The sequence below is a fragment of the Pseudochrobactrum mosebachae genome (assembly GCF_048914685.1).
Taxonomy (GTDB): Bacteria; Pseudomonadota; Alphaproteobacteria; order Rhizobiales; family Rhizobiaceae; genus Pseudochrobactrum.
Window position 1 is genome coordinate 1,555,838 of the sequence record NZ_CP128408.1, and the last position, 17,261, is coordinate 1,573,098.

Sequence of the window (17,261 nt, forward strand, 5' to 3'; positions counted from 1 at the left end):
CCATGGCTGACCAGACGAATAGCAACTCCTCAACGGGTACTGGCAACAGTGACGCCGTATCGCAGAATGATCCTGAAGCGCAAAGTACCATCACCAGTACTTTACGGTCACCTCCGACCGAAAAGCGCTCACTTCTTGCCGGATTATTTCCTTTTCTCCGTTCCCGCCAAACCAGTTCGCTGCGCGAAGATCTGACGGATGCTTTATCGGAAGACAATGACGGAGATGCCGCTTTTTCTGCCGAAGAAAAAGCCATGCTCAACAATATTCTGCGGCTGCGTGAATTACGCGTCGATGACGTGATGATCAGCCGCGCTGATATTGATGCGATTGAATATTCAACACCGCTCGGTGAGCTGCTGGAACTGTTTGAATCTTCCGGCCATTCCCGTATGCCTGTCTATGTTGAAACGCTTGATGATGCCCGCGGCATGATCCATATCCGTGATGTGCTCAATTACATCACGCGGATGAGCAGAGATCAGAGCCCCGCAAAAGATACCGCAACAGACACATCAACTCCGGCTGCTGCCAAGCGCTATGATCTGTCTAAAATCGACCTGACAACGCCGATCAGTGAACTCAATCTGATGCGCAAGGTGCTGTTTGTGCCTTCTTCAATGCTGGCAAGCAGCCTGATGGCACGTATGCAGGCCAGCCATATTCAGATGGCATTGGTTATTGATGAATATGGCGGCACTGACGGTCTGGCATCGCTTGAAGACATTGTCGAAATGGTTGTCGGTGATATTGAAGACGAACATGATGATGAAGAACTGTCGCTGATCCGCAATCCTGACGGTTCTTATACTGTTGATGCGCGTGCCGAGCTTGAAGAGCTTGAAAAGCTGATCGGTGCAGGCTTTGTGCAAGGTGAAGACAGTGAAGATGTTGACACGCTGAGCGGTCTGATCATCTCTGTGCTTGGGCGTATTCCGGAAACCGGCGCGATCGTCGAGGCCTTGCCCGATTATGAGCTGGAAGTGCTGGAAGCCGATTCTCGCCGCATCCATAAAGTGCGGATCACGCCCAATAATACCGAATATTTTCAAAGCTGATAACCAGATTTTTGATCATCAGACACCGCTGGCATAACCGGCGGTGTTTTGGCATCTGGATTCAGGAATTCTGCCCTCAGTTTTTCTTAATATTAAGCTCCTAAGCTGATAAGCTAAAATTCGTCATTGGTAATAATCGTAGCATTGAAGGAGCTGAACACGTACGCAACCGTGCTTTATGCAAGATAATTAGCGTCCGATGCTCCGGCTCAGAAAGCTTATTCAACCGTGCAAACCACTATCAGCCGTAAAATCACTGACCTGACCCAAAACATAACCGGTTGGCGCAAAGCGCTTTTAACGATTTTTGCCGGTGCAGTAGTCACGCTGACTTTACCGCCATTTGATTTTTTGCCCGCTGGCTTTATCGGTTTTCCCTTGCTGATATGGTTGATCGACAGCGATAAAACCCCAGAGCCCCGCACAGGCTACAAGCGCCTGCTGCCTGCCTTTACCACTGGCTGGTTGTTTGGCTTTGGCTATTTTGTTGCAGGGCTGTGGTGGATCGGCATGGCATTGCTGGTGGATGCGCAAGCTTTTGCCTGGGCTTTGCCGCTCGCAGTGCTGGGATTACCGGCATTTCTGGCGTTTTTCTTCGCTTTCGCTATAGCGATTGCGCGTATTTTCTGGGGCGCAGGCCTTGTCCGTATTTTCGTGCTTGCGATCTGTCTTGGCATTACCGAGTGGCTGCGCGCCTTTGTTCTCACCGGTTTTCCGTGGAATTCCCTTGGCTATACCCTGATGCCATCGCCTTTATGGATGCAATCGGTAACCATTACAGGCCTGTATGGGATGAACAGTCTTGCAGTGCTAATATTTGCTATGCCTGCACTGCTGTTTGGCAGCGCAGAACAACGCTACGGTTGGCGTTCAGGCATTGCAATTGCCATTATGCTGCTGAGTGCTCAAGTCGGTTACGGAATGTGGCGCCTCAACAATGCCCCTGCTCTTGATGCAGAGTTTGCCAGTGATGCGCCGGTTATCCGCCTTGTGCAGGCATCTATAGCACAGGATGCCAAATGGGATGATCAGCTGCGTCGCGTCATTTTTGACAAGCATCTCGAGCTCAGCACCCGTGCGCCCCTTGCTAATAATCCAAGCTCGGACAATTCAGTGCCGGTAAAACCGGATGTGATTATCTGGCCCGAAACCTCTGTTCCCTATGTATTGCCGCAGGCTGACCAGGCAATAGAAGCGATGCGGCAGGCCTTGCAGCCAAACCAGACTATTCTTGCCGGCGCCGTGCGCTCAAATCAGCCCACAGCGGATGCACAAGGCAATTTTCAGGACCCGCTCTATTTCAACAGCATCTTTGCTATTGATAGCCCTCTTAACAATTCAGAGAAGAATTCCAGCCGCACTGCTGCTGCAAGCCCGCTAACGGCAGATAAAGTACATCTGGTACCATTTGGCGAGTATTTACCACTCGAAGGTCTGCTCCGATCTTTTGGAATGCAAGAAGTTGTGCAAATGCCGGGCGGCTTTACCGCAGCACCTCAGCGGCGCTCGCTGACTGTTAATCCGAAGCTCACCTTACTGCCACTGATTTGCTATGAGGTGATTTTTCCCTCCGAACTTGGCTATGAGGGAGCGCCTGCAAATGCTATTATCAATATTACTAATGATGCGTGGTATGGTAATACGCCGGGGCCCTATCAGCATTTCCGGCAAGCACAATTGCGCGCGGTTGAACAAGGGCTTCCTCTGTTGCGCGCAGCCAATAATGGTGTGTCTGCGATTGTTGATCCGTATGGTCGAATCACTCAGCAGCTGAGTTTAAACGAAGTGGGCTTTATTGATGGTCGCCTGCCGCAACAAACCACAACCTTCTGGGGAAAACCCGCCGGTGAAAAGCAGTTCTTCATCATTCTTTTGATAATGGCAGCGCTTTCATGGGGGTTTAAGGCTATGCGTACCGAGCGTTTCGGTTGACATCATATTTTTGATACTATGATATACATATGAAGCTGATGAAATTTCAGATGAACCCTATAATTTCCCGAAAACATGCAGATTTCAGTCCTCATTTTTCATAAAGGAAAGCTCGCTTAAGCGAGGAGCATTTGTTAATGACCGAGAATAAGAAGAAACCCAATCCTATTGATATTCATGTGGGAAGCCGCATTCGTTTGCGCCGTAACATGCTCGGTCTCAGTCAGGAAAAGCTCGGCGAAAATCTTGGAATAACTTTTCAGCAAATCCAAAAATATGAAAAAGGTACCAATCGTGTCGGTGCCAGCCGCTTGCAGGCAATTTCATCTATTTTAAGTGTACCTGTGGCCTTCTTTTTTGAAGATGCGCCGGATCAAACGGGACAACCAAATGGCGGCTTCAGTGAAGATAATGAAACCACCTATGTGGTTGATTTTCTTCATACCACCGAAGGTGTACAGTTAACCCGTTACTTCACTAAAATATCTGATCCGAAAATACGCAGGAAAATCATTGATCTGGTCAAAACGCTCGCTCACGACGATGATTAAAGGCTGATTTTTCGCTCAAATCTCCATATAAACACATGCAGATAGTTGTATATCGCGCCATTTCGTGCTGATTATAGGCAGGTATTGTGCGGTATAAATCAGCGCGCAACCTGCAAACAACTGTATCTGCGCAATGCCAAGCATGCGTTAGGTTTTCAAGAGGGGTTTCCCGTGTCACGCAGTTCGTATCTTTTCACCAGTGAATCCGTATCCGAGGGTCATCCGGATAAGGTTTGCGATCGTATCTCCGATGAAATCGTTGATATGATTTATAAGGAAGCCCGCAAAACCGGTGTTGATCCGTGGTCTGTGCGTGTTGCCTGTGAAACGCTTGCCACCACCAACCGTGTGGTAATCGCCGGTGAAATTCGTGTGCCTGATACATTCCTGAAAAAAGACAAAGACGGCACGCCGCTTCGCGATGCCAAAGGTCATCATCAGGTTAACCCTGCACGCTTCCGGGCTGCTGCACGTAAAGCGATCCGTGAAATCGGTTACGAACAAGACGGCTTCAACTGGCGTACCGTTAAAATTGATGTGCTGCTGCATCCACAATCCGCGGATATTGCGCAAGGCGTTGATAATGCCGCCGACCGTCAGGGCGAAGAAGGCGCAGGTGACCAGGGAATCATGTTCGGCTATGCCTGCCGTGAGACACCTGATCTGATGCCTGCACCAATTTATTATGCCCATAAAATTCTCGAATTGCTGTCTGCTGCCCGCCATAAAGGTGAAGGCGATTATGGCAAGCTCGGCCCTGATGCCAAAAGTCAGGTCACGGTGCGTTATGCCAATGGCAAGCCTGCTGAGATTACACAAATCGTGCTGTCGACCCAGCATCTTGATGACAGCTGGGATTCAGCCAAAGTCCGTCAGGTCGTTGAACCGGTTATCCGCGAAGCGCTCAGCGATTTGCCGATTGCAACCGATTGCAACTGGTATATCAACCCGACCGGTAAATTCGTTATCGGCGGCCCCGACGGCGATGCCGGCCTGACCGGACGCAAGATCATTGTTGATACTTACGGCGGCGCGGCACCCCATGGCGGCGGTGCATTCTCCGGTAAGGATACCACCAAAGTTGACCGCTCTGCGGCCTATGCTGCACGCTATCTGGCCAAGAATGTGATTGCCGCCGGTCTTGCAGACCGCTGCACCATTCAGCTGTCTTATGCGATCGGCGTTGCCCAGCCGCTTTCGGTCTATGTAGACCTGCACGGAACCGGCAAAGTGGCTGAAAGTGATGTGGAAACGGCACTGCGTCAGGTAATGGATTTATCACCGACCGGTATTCGCAAGCATCTGGATCTCAACAAGCCGATCTATGCCAAAACCGCATCTTATGGTCATTTCGGCCGCAAAGCCGGACGCGACGGTTCTTTCTCATGGGAAAAGACCGACCTCGTCAAGGCGTTAAAATCGGCTCTTAAGGTCTGATTTTTCAGCATATTTTTATAGTGAGGGCATCATGCATGATTGTGTGGTGCCCTTAGCTTTTGAAATTACTTTGCAAAAACCGGTAGACTTTAAGCACTGTATTCTGTGTAAAGCAGATCATCAAAGCGCCATCCCGATAATTCCGACCAAAAAGAACACATCTGATGTCTGATAATGAACACAAGCCTGACAGCCAAAACGAGACTCATTTTGACACCTCGGATGAAACACAGGTACGTGGTTCACGGGCAACAGAAGGTTTTTATGGCCGCAGAAACGGCAAACCACTGCGCCCGCATCAGCGGTTTCTACGTGAAGACCTGCTGCCGCAGCTTAAGCTGGATCTAAGCCAGCCTGCACCGCAAGATATGCGCACCTTGTTTATGGCGCCGGTAGAAAAAGTCAGGCTGGAAATCGGCTTTGGTGGTGGGGAACATCTGATACATGAGGCCACCCGCAAGCCTGAAGCCGGCTTTATCGGGGTTGAGCCTTTTGTTAACGGTATGGCCAAAATGCTGGGTGCCCAAGATGCCAATCCGCTGGCAAATCTGCGTCTGTTTGATGATGATGCAACGCTGGTGCTCGATTGGCTGCCGGATGCCTGCCTTGACGGTATTGATCTGTTTTACCCTGATCCCTGGCACAAGAAAAAACACTGGAAGCGCCGTTTCGTCAGTGAAAAAAATCTCACACGCTTTGCCCGTGTGCTAAAACCGGGTGCATTGTTCCGCTTTGCCTCTGATATTGAGAGCTATGTGAACTGGACCCTGCAACACTGCCATGATCATGGTGCGTTTGAATGGACAGCGCAAAATGCAGCTGACTGGCATACGCCCTACGAGGCATGGCCCGGCACCCGCTATGAAGCCAAAGCATTTCGTGAAGGGCGCACAGCCGCTTATCTGACCTTTATACGACGTTAAGCAATTCGGCACGGCATAAGCTTGCGCGCAGGATTACGGCCTTGTCAATCACTGTGGTTTTCTGTATAGTCACTTCAAATTCTTGGTCGGTAGAACAAGAGTGGGTCCCACCGGTCCCGCTCTTTTTTGTTTGGTAATAACCCTGAACAGTGAGCTACCCGCCGGCAAACAATCTTTAAGGAATTCCGGGTGAACGAACAGATACAACAGGAACAGGCAATCACAGCGCTCGATGCAGCCAAGGATGAACCACGCATTATCCGTGAAACGGGTATTGATGCGAAGGTTGCCAAGCTGATTGAACCGGCGATTAATGCTGCCGGTTTCCGTCTGGTTCGCGTCCGGCTTTCCGGCCTAAACGGCCTGACACTGCAAATCATGACTGAGCGTCCTGATGGTACAATGACGGTTGAAGATTGTGAAATCGTCAGCCGTACCGTCTCGCCGGTACTCGATGTTGAAGATCCGATTGACGGTAAATATCACTTGGAGGTTTCATCTCCTGGTATTGATCGTCCGATGGTTCGTAAATCTGATTTTACCAACTGGCAGGGTCATATTGTTAAACTTGAAACATCGATGCTGCATGATAACCGCAAAAAATTCCGCGGCCGCATTATCAATGTTGAAAATGATACTGTGACATTGGAAATCGATCAGGCTACATACGGCGCTGAAGCCCAGACACCGATTCCGTTTGAGCTGATTGCTGAAGCCCGTCTGATTCTGACTGATGACCTGATCCGTGATGCCCTGCGCAAAGACAAAGCCCTGCGTGAAGGCCGCATCCCCGGCGATGAATTAAGCGACAAGCTGATTGATGAGCCGGAAGATGCAGCAGAACAGACAGACGCGCCGGAACAAGAATAAACGCATTGAAACGCATTCGGGACAATCCTGTCATTAAGAGCACAGGTTGATGTTCCAGAATAAAAAAGCTTTCGCACCCAGAAGCAAAAAACGGGTGCTGCACCAAGGAGAGACCAATGGCAGTCAGTGCAAACAGGCTAGAGCTTCTTCAGATCGCTGATGCGGTTGCGCGGGAAAAATCTATTGACCGTGAGATCGTTATTGCCGCGATGGCTGATGCCATTCAGAAGGCTGCCCGCTCGCGCTATGGTCTGGAAACCAATATCCGTGCTGACATCAATTCCAAGACCGGTGAAATCAAACTTCAGCGTCTGCTTGAAGTTGTTGAGCTGGTTGATGATTACGCGACACAGATCGCTTTGGAATCAGCCCATGAACGCAATCCTGATGCGCAGATCGGTGATTTTCTTGCTGACCAGCTGCCGCCGATGGATTTTGGCCGTATTGCTGCACAGTCGGCCAAGCAGGTTATTGTGCAAAAAGTGCGTGAAGCCGAGCGTGACCGTCAGTATGACGAGTTTAAAGACCGCCTTGGTGAAATCATCAATGGTACTGTTAAACGCGTTGAATACGGCAATGTGGTTGTTGATCTGGGCCGCGGTGAAGCCGTTGTGCGCCGTGATGAACTGATCCCGCGTGAAGCATTCCGCTACGGCGATCGTATCCGCGCCTATGTTTATGACGTTCGCCGCGAACAGCGTGGTCCGCAGGTTTTCCTGTCGCGTACCCATCCGCAGTTCATGACCAAGCTTTTCACCATGGAAGTGCCGGAAATTTATGACGGCATTATCGAAATCAAATCGGTTGCCCGCGATCCGGGTTCACGCGCCAAAATGGCCGTGATCTCACGTGACAGCTCAATTGATCCTGTTGGTGCCTGCGTTGGTATGCGCGGTTCACGCGTTCAGGCTGTTGTGGCCGAACTGCAGGGTGAAAAGATCGACATTATTCCATGGTCACCGGATGCGGCTTCTTTCATCGTCAATGCGCTTCAGCCTGCTGAAGTGGCAAAAGTTGTTCTTGATGAAGATGCCGAGCGCATTGAAGTTGTGGTGCCCGATGACCAGTTGTCACTGGCAATCGGTCGTCGCGGTCAGAATGTGCGCCTTGCTTCACAGCTGACAGGTTGGGATATCGACATCCTGACCGAGCATGAAGAATCCGAGCGCCGTCAGAAAGAATTTGCTGAACGTTCAAGCCTGTTCATGGATGCCCTGAACGTGGATGAAATGGTTGGTCAGGTTCTCGCATCCGAAGGCTTCGGTTCGGTTGAAGAAATTGCTTATGTTGAAAGCGATGAAATTGCCTCGATCGATGGTTTTGATGCGGATACCGCATCCGAGCTTCAGGAGCGTGCGAAAGAATATCTGGATCGTCTTGAGGGTGATCTGAATGACCGCCGTTTGGAATTGGGTGTAACGGATGAATTGCGTGAATTACCGGGTCTGACCAGTGCGATGCTGGTTGCGGTCGGTGAAGACGGCGTGAAGACCATGGATGATTTTGCCGGTTATGCGGTGGATGATCTTGTGGGCTGGCGTGAGCGCAAAGATGGAGAAACCATCAATCATGCCGGTATTTTCTCGAATTTCGAAGTATCGCGTGCTGATGCTGAACAAATGGTTCTTGCTGCCCGTCTTAAAGCAGGCTGGATCACAGAAGATCAGCTGGAAGAAGCAGCCTCAGAACTGGCAGCGACAGAAGATGAAGAGCAGACAGATGCGTAAGCAGCTGACTGTTCTTGCTACCCGCGTAGTTCTTATGACCCGTATGGGCGGACTTTGATGTCCGCGCAGCGGCAAATGACTGGTAACACTACCTGTATCTGCAATACGGATACAGGCTTGTTGCCGCAGACAGCACAAACAGCCGGATATTCAGTATCCGCGCTGGCTTTGTGTTCCAATGCTGCTCACGGGCTTAATGCCCGCGCAGCACTATTAAAGTAGAAAACAGCTCCTCTCCACCGGCGCTGTTTTCGAGCGAAGTGGAGTTCTGGTTGAAACCGGATAAAAATGACAGGACCTGTATTGTTACACGAGAGAGCGGCCCGGCTGTAGATCTGATCCGGTTTGTGGCGGCCCCCGACGGTAGTATTGTACCCGATATTAAACGAAATTTACCCGGACGCGGTTGCTGGATTAAAGCCGAGCGCCGCATTGTTGACGAAGCAGTCAAACGCAAACTGCTGGCACGTGCCTTAAAAACAGAGGTTTCAGTGCCTGCAGATTTAGGCTCTTTGGTCGACAGACTATTGACAAAATCCGCTCTTGGCAGTCTAGCACTGGCTAGAAAAGCGGGCGCAATCATTACCGGCTCGGCAAAAGTTGATTCTGTGGTTCGTTCAGGACGCGCTATAATGGTGCTCCATGCAACAACCGCAGCGCCCGACGGCATCAGAAAACTGGATCAGGCACGTCATGCTACCAGAGTTGCCGGCGGTAAAGATACATCCGCCTACTCCCTTTTTACGGGAGAGGAAATGGATTTGGCATTTGGCGGCGGAAATGTGATACATGCTGCCGTGATTGAAGGAACGGCAGCAACCGGGTTCGTCACGCGGGCGCTTCAGCTGCATAAATATCGCGGCGAATGCGCAGCGAACTTGGAAAATTCGGCAGCGAATGCTGCGAAGGAAACGGAAACGGAATGAGCGACAGTAAATCAAGCGACGACAAGACGCTGAGCGTCAACACGACAAAGACGCTGACCATTAAGCGGCCAGGCGTCGAACAGAGCACTGTACGGCAGAATTTCAGCCACGGCCGCACAAAGTCCGTGGTCGTTGAGACGAAAAAACGCAAGTTTACACGTCCTGACGAGAAGCCGGAAACAGCTGCTGAAGCTGCCGCTCCCGTTAACGCGGTTGCAGCTGCCCCAGAGAATGCGGCTCCGGCTGTATCAGCACCTGCCGCTGAAGCAGCGGCTCCGGTTTCAGCTCCAGTAGCAGAAGCGGCTGCAAAGCCAGCACCTGCTGCTGAAGTAGCTCCGGCTCCTGCTGTTAAAGCCGAGCCAGAAGCAGCGCCTGCTGCACCGGCTCCAAAACCAGTTGAAGCGGTTGCACCTAAGCCAGTTGCAAAACCTGCAGCAACATCAGCACCGGCTCCGGCTCCGGCCGCTGTGAAGCCTGCTGCACCTAAGCCGGCGGCGCCGGCTGGCGCACGTCCAGGTGCACGTCCTGCAGGTGGCGGCTATAACAAGCCACAGGGTGCTTCGCGTCCGGGTGCCCGCAATGATCAGCGTAACCGTGGCAATGACCGTACCGGCATGGTGCTCAACACCCTGTCGAGCTCGGAAATGGATGCCCGTCGCCGTGCCCTTGAAGGCGCTGTGATCCGTGATGCGGAAGACCGTAAGCGCGCTGAAGAAGAAGCTGTGCGCCGCGCCGAAGAAGAAAAGCGTCGTGAAATCGAGCGTCTTGAATCTGAACGCCGTCAGGCTGAAGAAGATGCCCGTCGCAAAGCTGAGGCAGAAGCCAAAGCGAAAGCCGAAGCAGAAGCACGCAAGCGTGAGCCTGCTGCTGGCGCTGCACGCGCGCCATCACCGCGCCCTGCCGGTGACCGCCCTGCTGCCGGCCATTCCCGCTCGGGTCAGGCTCGTCCTAACCAGTCCGGTACAGCACGTCCTGCATCACCTGCGCCACGCGATATTAATGCTGAAGCGCCGCTGGCCGATAAAAAACCGACCCAGCAGGTTCTGAACCGCAAAACCCAGACACAAGATGATGATGATCGTCGTGGTCCGGCAGGTGTGCGCCGCAATGTTGCTGCCAAGCCTGAAGTGCGCGCTACAAAGCCGACTAAGGCTGAAGAAGACCGTCGTCGCGGCAAACTGACACTGACAAGCAATCTGGAAGACGAAGGCCGTGCGCGTTCCCTTTCGGCCATGCGTCGTCGTCAGGAAAAGTTCAAGCGTTCGCAGATGCAGGAAACCCGCGAGAAAATCTCGCGTGAAGTTATTGTCCCTGAAACCATTACTATTCAGGAACTTGCACAGCGTATGGCTGAACGCTCAGTCGACATCATCAAATACCTGATGAAACAGGGTCAGATGATGAAGCCTGGCGATGTCATCGATACAGATATGGCACAGCTTCTGGCTGAAGAATTCGGCCATACCGTGAAGCGCGTTGCAGAATCTGACGTTGAAGATGGTATCTTCACAACTGAAGATGATCAGGGTGCAATGATTTCCCGTGCGCCGGTTGTGACCATTATGGGTCACGTTGACCACGGTAAAACATCACTTCTAGATGCGATCCGCAGTGCCAATGTTGTATCGGGTGAATCCGGTGGTATTACGCAGCATATCGGCGCGTATCAGGTTGAACAAAACGGCCACAAGATCACCTTTATCGATACACCGGGTCACGCCGCGTTTACGCAAATGCGTGCTCGTGGTGCACAGGCAACCGATATTGCCATTCTGGTGGTTGCAGCGGATGACAGCGTGATGCCGCAGACGATTGAATCGATCAATCATGCGAAAGCTGCCGGCGTTCCGATCATCGTGGCGATCAACAAAATCGACAAGCCGACTGCTGATCCGCAGAAGGTTCGCACCACCCTGTTGCAGCATGATGTTTTCGTAGAAAGCCTCGGCGGTCAGGTGCTGGATGTGGAAGTGTCTGCGAAAAACAGACTGAACCTCGACAAACTGCTTGAAGCCGTATTGTTGCAGGCTGAGTTGCTGGATCTGAAAGCCGATCCGACACGTACAGCCGAAGGTGTGGTTATCGAAGCCCAGCTCGACCGTGGTCGTGGTGCGGTTGCAACCGTTCTGGTTCAGAAGGGTACCTTGCATCCGGGTCAGATCATTGTTGCCGGTAATGCATGGGGCCGCGTGCGCGCTCTGATCAATGATCGTGGCGAACATGTTAAAGAAGCCGGCCCTGCAATGCCGGTTGAGGTTCTTGGTCTGGGTGGCACACCGCAGGCAGGTGATCGCTTTACCATTGTTGCCAATGAAGCCAAAGCACGTGAAATCACCGAATATCGTCAGCGTTTGGCACGTGACAAGGCTGTTGCCCGTCAGGCCGGTTCACGCGGTTCGCTTGAACAGATGATGTCCAACCTGCAATCAACAGGGCTCAAAGAGTTCCCGCTGGTTATTAAGGGTGACGTGCAGGGTTCGGTTGAAGCCATTATCGCTTCTCTCGACAAGCTTGGCACAGACGAAGTGCGTGCACGTATCGTTCATTCGGGTGCCGGTGGTATTACCGAGAGCGATATTGCTCTGGCCGAAGCTTCAAATGCAGCCATTATCGGCTTTAACGTTCGTGCCAATAAACAGGCACGTGATCTTTCCCAGCAGCAGGGTATCGAGATCCGCTACTACAATATCATCTACGATCTGCTTGATGATGTTAAAGCGGCAATGTCCGGTCTGCTGCCACCAGAACGTCGTGAGACATTCATTGGTAACGCGGAAATCCTTGAAGTCTTCAACATCACGAAAGTCGGTAAAGTTGCCGGTTGCCGTGTGGTCGAAGGCAAGGTTGAACGTGGTGCCGGTGTACGCCTTATCCGTGACAACGTTGTTGTACACGAAGGCAAGCTCAAGACGCTCAAGCGCTTCAAGGACGAAGTATCCGAAGTGCCGATGGGTCAGGAATGTGGTATGGCGTTTGAAAACTACGACGATATGCGCGCAGGCGATGTCATCGAAGCCTTCCGCGTTGAGATGATCACGCGTACGCTGTAATTAATAAAACAGCGGCAGTGCCTGAAATACGGGCATTGCCGCTGTTCCCTTTTTAAAAAAGCCGTTGGAGGCTTTGCGGATCATGTGCAACATTTGCCTTTTCCGCCGTCCGATGTTTTGGGCAATATTTTTGGAGTCCACATGTCCCGTTTTACCTCTACAGGACCGTCACAGCGCCAGTTGCGCGTCGGCGAGCAGGTTCGTCATGCCGTGGCTCAAGTGCTGTCACGCGGCGAAATCCGTGACGATACCCTCAACAATACCGTTGTTTCCATCACCGAAGTGCGTATGTCACCGGATTTGAAAATTGCCACATGCTTCATCAGCGTTGTCGGCAATACCGATGTACAGACCGTGATTAAAGCACTGGCTACCCATGCCAAATTCTTACGTGGCCGCGTTGCACCGCAATTGCGCCAAATGAAATATATGCCGGAATTCCGTTTCCGTCCTGATACCAGTTTTGACAATTTTGCCAAGATTGACGCCTTGCTGCGCTCGCCTGAAGTTGCCCGTGACCTGACTGAAACAGATCAGGACGATGAAGACGGTTTTGATACCAACCTCAACAAACCAAACGGAAACGGCGAATAATGGCACGCAGAGGCAAGAAAAAAGGCCGTCCGGTTTCCGGATGGGTGATCTTTGACAAGCCGAAAGGCATGGGCTCAACAGAGGCCGTTTCAAAGATCAAATGGTTGTTTAACGCTGAAAAAGCCGGGCATGCGGGTACTCTTGATCCGCTGGCTTCAGGCATGTTGCCGATTGCTTTGGGCGAAGCCACCAAAACGGTGCCTTATGTGATGGACGGCACGAAAATCTACACTTTCACGGTCACTTGGGGCGAAGAACGCTCAACAGATGATTTGGAAGGGCCGGTCACAAATACGTCCGACAAGCGCCCTGCCGAGGAAGAAATCCTCGCTTTACTGCCTAAATATACCGGTGTTATCCAGCAGATCCCACCACAGTTCTCTGCCATTAAAATTGACGGCGAGCGCGCTTATGATCTGGCGCGTGAGGGGGCAACTGTTGCGATTCCGTCGCGTGAAGTTGAGATTGACCGCTTAGAGCTGGTTGAAATCAATGAAGCCGGACAGGCTGTGTTTGAAGTTGAATGCGGCAAAGGCACCTATGTGCGTTCACTCGCCCGTGATATGGGCCGCGATATGGGGTGTTTTGGCCATATTGCCGAATTGCGCCGCCTTGAAGTTGCGCCTTTCAATGAAGATGATTTCGTGACTTTAGCAGAACTGGAAGCCGCATGGCCGCCACTGCCTGTTAAAGTTGAAACCACATCTGAAGAAAATGGCGAGGCTGTTGACGAGGCAGAATTTGCGGAACCGATAGCACCACGTGATTTTTCCGCCATTGATGCTTTGATTATTGATACCGGTGCAGCGCTTGAAGATCTGGTGCAAATATCGCTGTCAGACGAACAGGCTCACCGTATCAGAATGGGCAATCCGGTAATTTTGCGTGGCCGCGACGCACCGGCACAGGCCGATGAAGTTTGTGCCAACTTTAAAAACCAGTTGCTGGCCATCGGGTATATTGAACAGGGTATGTTCAAACCAAAGCGTGTGTTCACACAGTAAACATAGTGTTGTGTTTACTGGCGTTTACTCCTCAAAAAAGCCTGCATTGCAGGCTTTTTTGAAATGTGTCTGGAAATAAGCTTTCATTTCCATTATATGCTCTACAAGTCCTGTCTTCTGTCATGGCAGACAAGACTTTATAAACGGCCCCGGCTGGACGACATCTTGGCTACGGGCGACTTTTCTCCTCTTAAAATAAAGGACATTACGATGTCGATTACTGCTGAACGCAAACAGGCCCTCATCAAGGATTTCGCAACTAAAGAAGGCGATACCGGTTCTCCTGAAGTACAGGTAGCGATTCTTTCGGAACGCATTTCTAACCTGACCGGTCACTTTAAAGGCCACAAGAATGACAACCATTCACGTCGTGGTCTTTTGAAGATGGTTTCTCAGCGCCGTACTCTGCTTGACTACCTTAAAGGTGTTGATGTAGCGCGCTATCAGACCCTGATCGGCCGTCTCGGCCTGCGCCGCTAAGCGCAAATTCCGGCGAGAACCTTTAAGGTTTTCGCCGGAACTCTTTACCGGAGCGTATTTTTATTTAAAACTCATCCGGATATGCCAAACAGTTCAAGGCAATTCTGCCTGACAGCTGATCTGGAACTTCAAAACTGCATCATCCGGATCAACCGAGAAATCGGATATATCAAAACGGATTCAATGCAGCAGGGTCTTAAAGCATATGCTGAAAGATCCGCTATGGAACTGTATTGAACAGGTCCTGCAGGCAGGATTGCAGGCAGCTCGTCACTTGAAACCGAGCTTCCCGTTGTCTTGCCCGCGCCCTGTTCCAAACCGGAATGGCAAACGCGCTATCATCAGCGCAGAAACCAAGCCATTCCAAGCCAAGGACAAGATATGTTCAACACCCATAAAGTTGAAATCGAATGGGGCGGCCGTCCGCTCATTCTCGAAACCGGTAAAGTCGCCCGTCAGGCCGATGGCGCGGTTATGGCCACTTACGGCGAAACAGTGGTACTTGCTACCGTTGTGTCGGCGAAACAGCCAAAGCCAGGCCAGGACTTTTTTCCTCTGACTGTTAACTATCAGGAAAAAACCTATGCTGCCGGTCGTATTCCAGGCGGCTATTTCAAGCGTGAAGGCCGTCCGAGCGAAAACGAAACTCTTGTTTCGCGCCTGATCGACCGTCCGATCCGCCCGCTTTTTGCTGATGGCTACAAAAATGACACGCAGGTTGTCATCACTGTTATTCAGCATGATCTGGAAAATGATCCAGACATCTTGTCGCTCGTTGCAGCTTCTGCTGCGCTGACCATTTCCGGCGTTCCTTTCATGGGCCCGATCGGTGGTGCGCGCGTTGGCTACATTAATGGCGAATATGTTCTGAACCCGCATCTTGATGAAATGGCTGAAACCAAGCTGGATCTCATTGTTGCCGGTACATCTGATGCTGTTCTGATGGTTGAATCAGAAGCGCAGGAACTTTCTGAAGAAGTGATGCTCGGCGCTGTTGTTTTCGGTCAGAAAGGCTTCCAGCCTGTGATCGATGCGATTATCAGCCTTGCTGAAGTTGCAGCTAAAGAGCCACGCGACTACCAGCCGGAAGATCTTTCTGCACCTGAAGCAGCGATGCTTGCAGTTGTTGAAGACGACCTGCGCACTGCATATAAAATCATCGACAAGCAGGCACGTTATGTTGCTGTTGATGCGGCAAAAGCCAAGGTTAAGGCACATTTCCTGCCGGAAGATGCTGAAACAACCGAATTTACTGCAGAGCAGATTGCGACTGTCTTCAAGTCATTGCAGGCAAAAATCGTTCGCTGGAACATTCTCGACACCGGTACCCGTATTGACGGCCGCGACCTGTCGACTGTTCGCCGCATTGAATCCGAAGTTGGCCTGCTGCCACGCACCCATGGTTCGGCTCTGTTCACCCGTGGTGAAACACAGGCAATCGTTGTTGCAACGCTTGGTACCGGCGAAGATGAACAGTTCATCGACAGCCTGACAGGTATGCGCAAGGAAACATTCCTGCTGCATTACAACTTCCCGCCATATTCGGTTGGTGAAACCGGCCGTATGGGCTCACCGGGTCGTCGTGAAATCGGTCACGGTAAATTGGCATGGCGCGCTATTCATCCGATGCTGCCAACCAAAGAGCAGTTCCCGTACACATTGCGTGCCGTATCAGAAATCACTGAATCCAACGGTTCGTCTTCAATGGCAACCGTATGCGGCACCTCGCTGGCGCTGATGGATGCCGGTGTTCCTTTGACCCGCCCTGTAGCCGGTATTGCTATGGGTCTGATCAAGGAAGGCGATCGTTACGCTGTTCTGTCCGACATTCTTGGCGATGAAGATCACCTCGGCGATATGGACTTTAAAGTTGCCGGTACCGAAAATGGTATTACTGCTCTGCAGATGGACATCAAGATCGACGGTATTACCGAAGAGATCATGAAAGTTGCTCTGGAACAGGCTAAAGGCGGCCGTATCCATATTCTTGGTGAAATGGCCAATGCACTGAGCGGCGCCCGCGCTGAACTTGGTGAGTTTGCTCCGCGCATCGAAGTGATGAGCATTCCGACTGACAAAATCCGTGATGTGATCGGTTCAGGCGGTAAAGTTATCCGTGAGATCGTTGAAAAGACCGGTGCCAAAATCAATATCGAAGATGATGGTACTGTTAAAATCGCGTCGTCTTCCGGTAAGGAAATCGAAGCTGCCAAGAAATGGATTCACTCCATTGTTGCAGAACCGGAAATCGGCGAAATTTACGAAGGTACAGTTGTTAAAACTGCAGATTTCGGCGCTTTCGTAAACTTCTTCGGCCCGCGTGATGGCTTAGTGCATATCTCGCAGCTGGCTTCAGACCGCGTTGCCAAGACCACTGATGTGGTTAAGGAAGGTCAGAAGGTTTGGGTTAAACTGATGGGCTTTGACGAGCGCGGTAAAGTGCGTCTGTCGATGAAAGTTGTCGATCAGGAAACCGGCAAAGAAGTTGCTGAGAAAAAAGAAGAAACAGCTGCTGAATAAGTAGCTTTTAAACCCCGCATATCATCTGATATGCGGGGTTTTTCAATTATTGAACACTTTACGCAATATGAATAAAGCAGCGCTACAACTTTGTATGTTCTGTATTCCAGCCTCGGTTTTTTTGTAGTTGCGCTTCCTGTATTGCACAATCAACTATCATTTGTGCTTCACATCTGGCCATATTTAGTA

Annotated in this window: 12 protein-coding genes and 2 pseudogenes; all 14 read left to right on the top strand. The window is 51.2% G+C overall.

All coding sequences use genetic code 11. The annotated features are described in order from the left end of the window. Window positions 1–2 precede the first annotated feature (2 nt). The 14 genes and pseudogenes from MP213Fo_RS07050 to pnp all read left to right on the top strand — a co-directional run bounded on the left by MP213Fo_RS07050 (window position 3) and on the right by pnp (window position 17,072). Window positions 3–1,058 (top strand): hemolysin family protein, encoded by a 1,056-nt coding sequence (locus tag MP213Fo_RS07050; RefSeq protein ID WP_421090911.1) that lies wholly within the window; start codon window positions 3–5, stop codon window positions 1,056–1,058. A gap of 228 nt (window positions 1,059–1,286) precedes the next feature. Continuing rightward, window positions 1,287–2,990, top strand: coding sequence for an apolipoprotein N-acyltransferase (gene lnt / locus MP213Fo_RS07055; protein ID WP_421090912.1), 1,704 nt, complete (start codon window positions 1,287–1,289; stop codon window positions 2,988–2,990). A 137-nt stretch (window positions 2,991–3,127) separates the two neighbouring features. Continuing rightward, window positions 3,128–3,541, top strand: a complete 414-nt coding sequence (locus MP213Fo_RS07060) for a helix-turn-helix domain-containing protein (protein WP_421090913.1) — start codon at window positions 3,128–3,130, stop codon at window positions 3,539–3,541. A 171-nt stretch (window positions 3,542–3,712) separates the two neighbouring features. Next, window positions 3,713–4,978, top strand: a complete 1,266-nt coding sequence (gene metK, locus MP213Fo_RS07065) for a methionine adenosyltransferase (RefSeq protein WP_421090914.1) — start codon at window positions 3,713–3,715, stop codon at window positions 4,976–4,978. Window positions 4,979–5,142: 164 nt separating this feature from the next. Next, a complete protein-coding gene (trmB, locus tag MP213Fo_RS07070) occupies window positions 5,143–5,901 on the top strand; it encodes a tRNA (guanosine(46)-N7)-methyltransferase TrmB (RefSeq protein ID WP_421090915.1) in 759 nt (252 codons plus the stop codon). 189 nt (window positions 5,902–6,090) lie between these two features. Then, window positions 6,091–6,771 carry a ribosome maturation factor RimP gene (gene rimP / locus MP213Fo_RS07075; RefSeq protein ID WP_421090916.1) on the top strand — a complete coding sequence of 227 codons (681 nt, stop codon included), beginning with the start codon at window positions 6,091–6,093 and terminating at the stop codon, window positions 6,769–6,771. Between the two features lie 116 nt (window positions 6,772–6,887). Beyond that, entirely contained in the window at window positions 6,888–8,498 is a 1,611-nt protein-coding gene (nusA, locus tag MP213Fo_RS07080) for a transcription termination factor NusA (RefSeq protein ID WP_421090917.1), read from the top strand. Between the two features lie 272 nt (window positions 8,499–8,770). Beyond that, the gene (locus tag MP213Fo_RS07085) at window positions 8,771–9,424 is read left to right on the top strand and encodes an RNA-binding protein (RefSeq protein ID WP_421090918.1); all 654 of its coding nucleotides are present in this window, start codon (window positions 8,771–8,773) and stop codon (window positions 9,422–9,424) included. Continuing rightward, window positions 9,421–9,531: pseudogene (locus MP213Fo_RS07090) on the top strand (hypothetical protein); the annotation flags it as partial. The gene MP213Fo_RS07085 and the pseudogene MP213Fo_RS07090, both read left to right, overlap by 4 nt. Window positions 9,532–10,008: 477 nt before the next feature. Beyond that, window positions 10,009–12,474: pseudogene (gene infB, locus MP213Fo_RS07095) on the top strand (translation initiation factor IF-2); the annotation flags it as partial. Between the two features lie 141 nt (window positions 12,475–12,615). After that, window positions 12,616–13,068: a 30S ribosome-binding factor RbfA gene (gene rbfA / locus MP213Fo_RS07100; RefSeq protein ID WP_421090919.1), complete on the top strand. Its 453-nt coding sequence runs from the start codon at window positions 12,616–12,618 to the stop codon at window positions 13,066–13,068. Further along, a complete protein-coding gene (truB, locus tag MP213Fo_RS07105) occupies window positions 13,068–14,072 on the top strand; it encodes a tRNA pseudouridine(55) synthase TruB (RefSeq protein WP_421090920.1) in 1,005 nt (334 codons plus the stop codon). The genes rbfA and truB overlap by 1 nt, the downstream gene beginning before the upstream one ends. A 210-nt stretch (window positions 14,073–14,282) precedes the next feature. Next, window positions 14,283–14,552: a 30S ribosomal protein S15 gene (gene rpsO, locus MP213Fo_RS07110; protein ID WP_421090921.1), complete on the top strand. Its 270-nt coding sequence runs from the start codon at window positions 14,283–14,285 to the stop codon at window positions 14,550–14,552. A 381-nt stretch (window positions 14,553–14,933) separates the two neighbouring features. After that, window positions 14,934–17,072, top strand: coding sequence for a polyribonucleotide nucleotidyltransferase (pnp, locus tag MP213Fo_RS07115; protein ID WP_421090922.1), 2,139 nt, complete (start codon window positions 14,934–14,936; stop codon window positions 17,070–17,072). Window positions 17,073–17,261 lie beyond the last annotated feature (189 nt).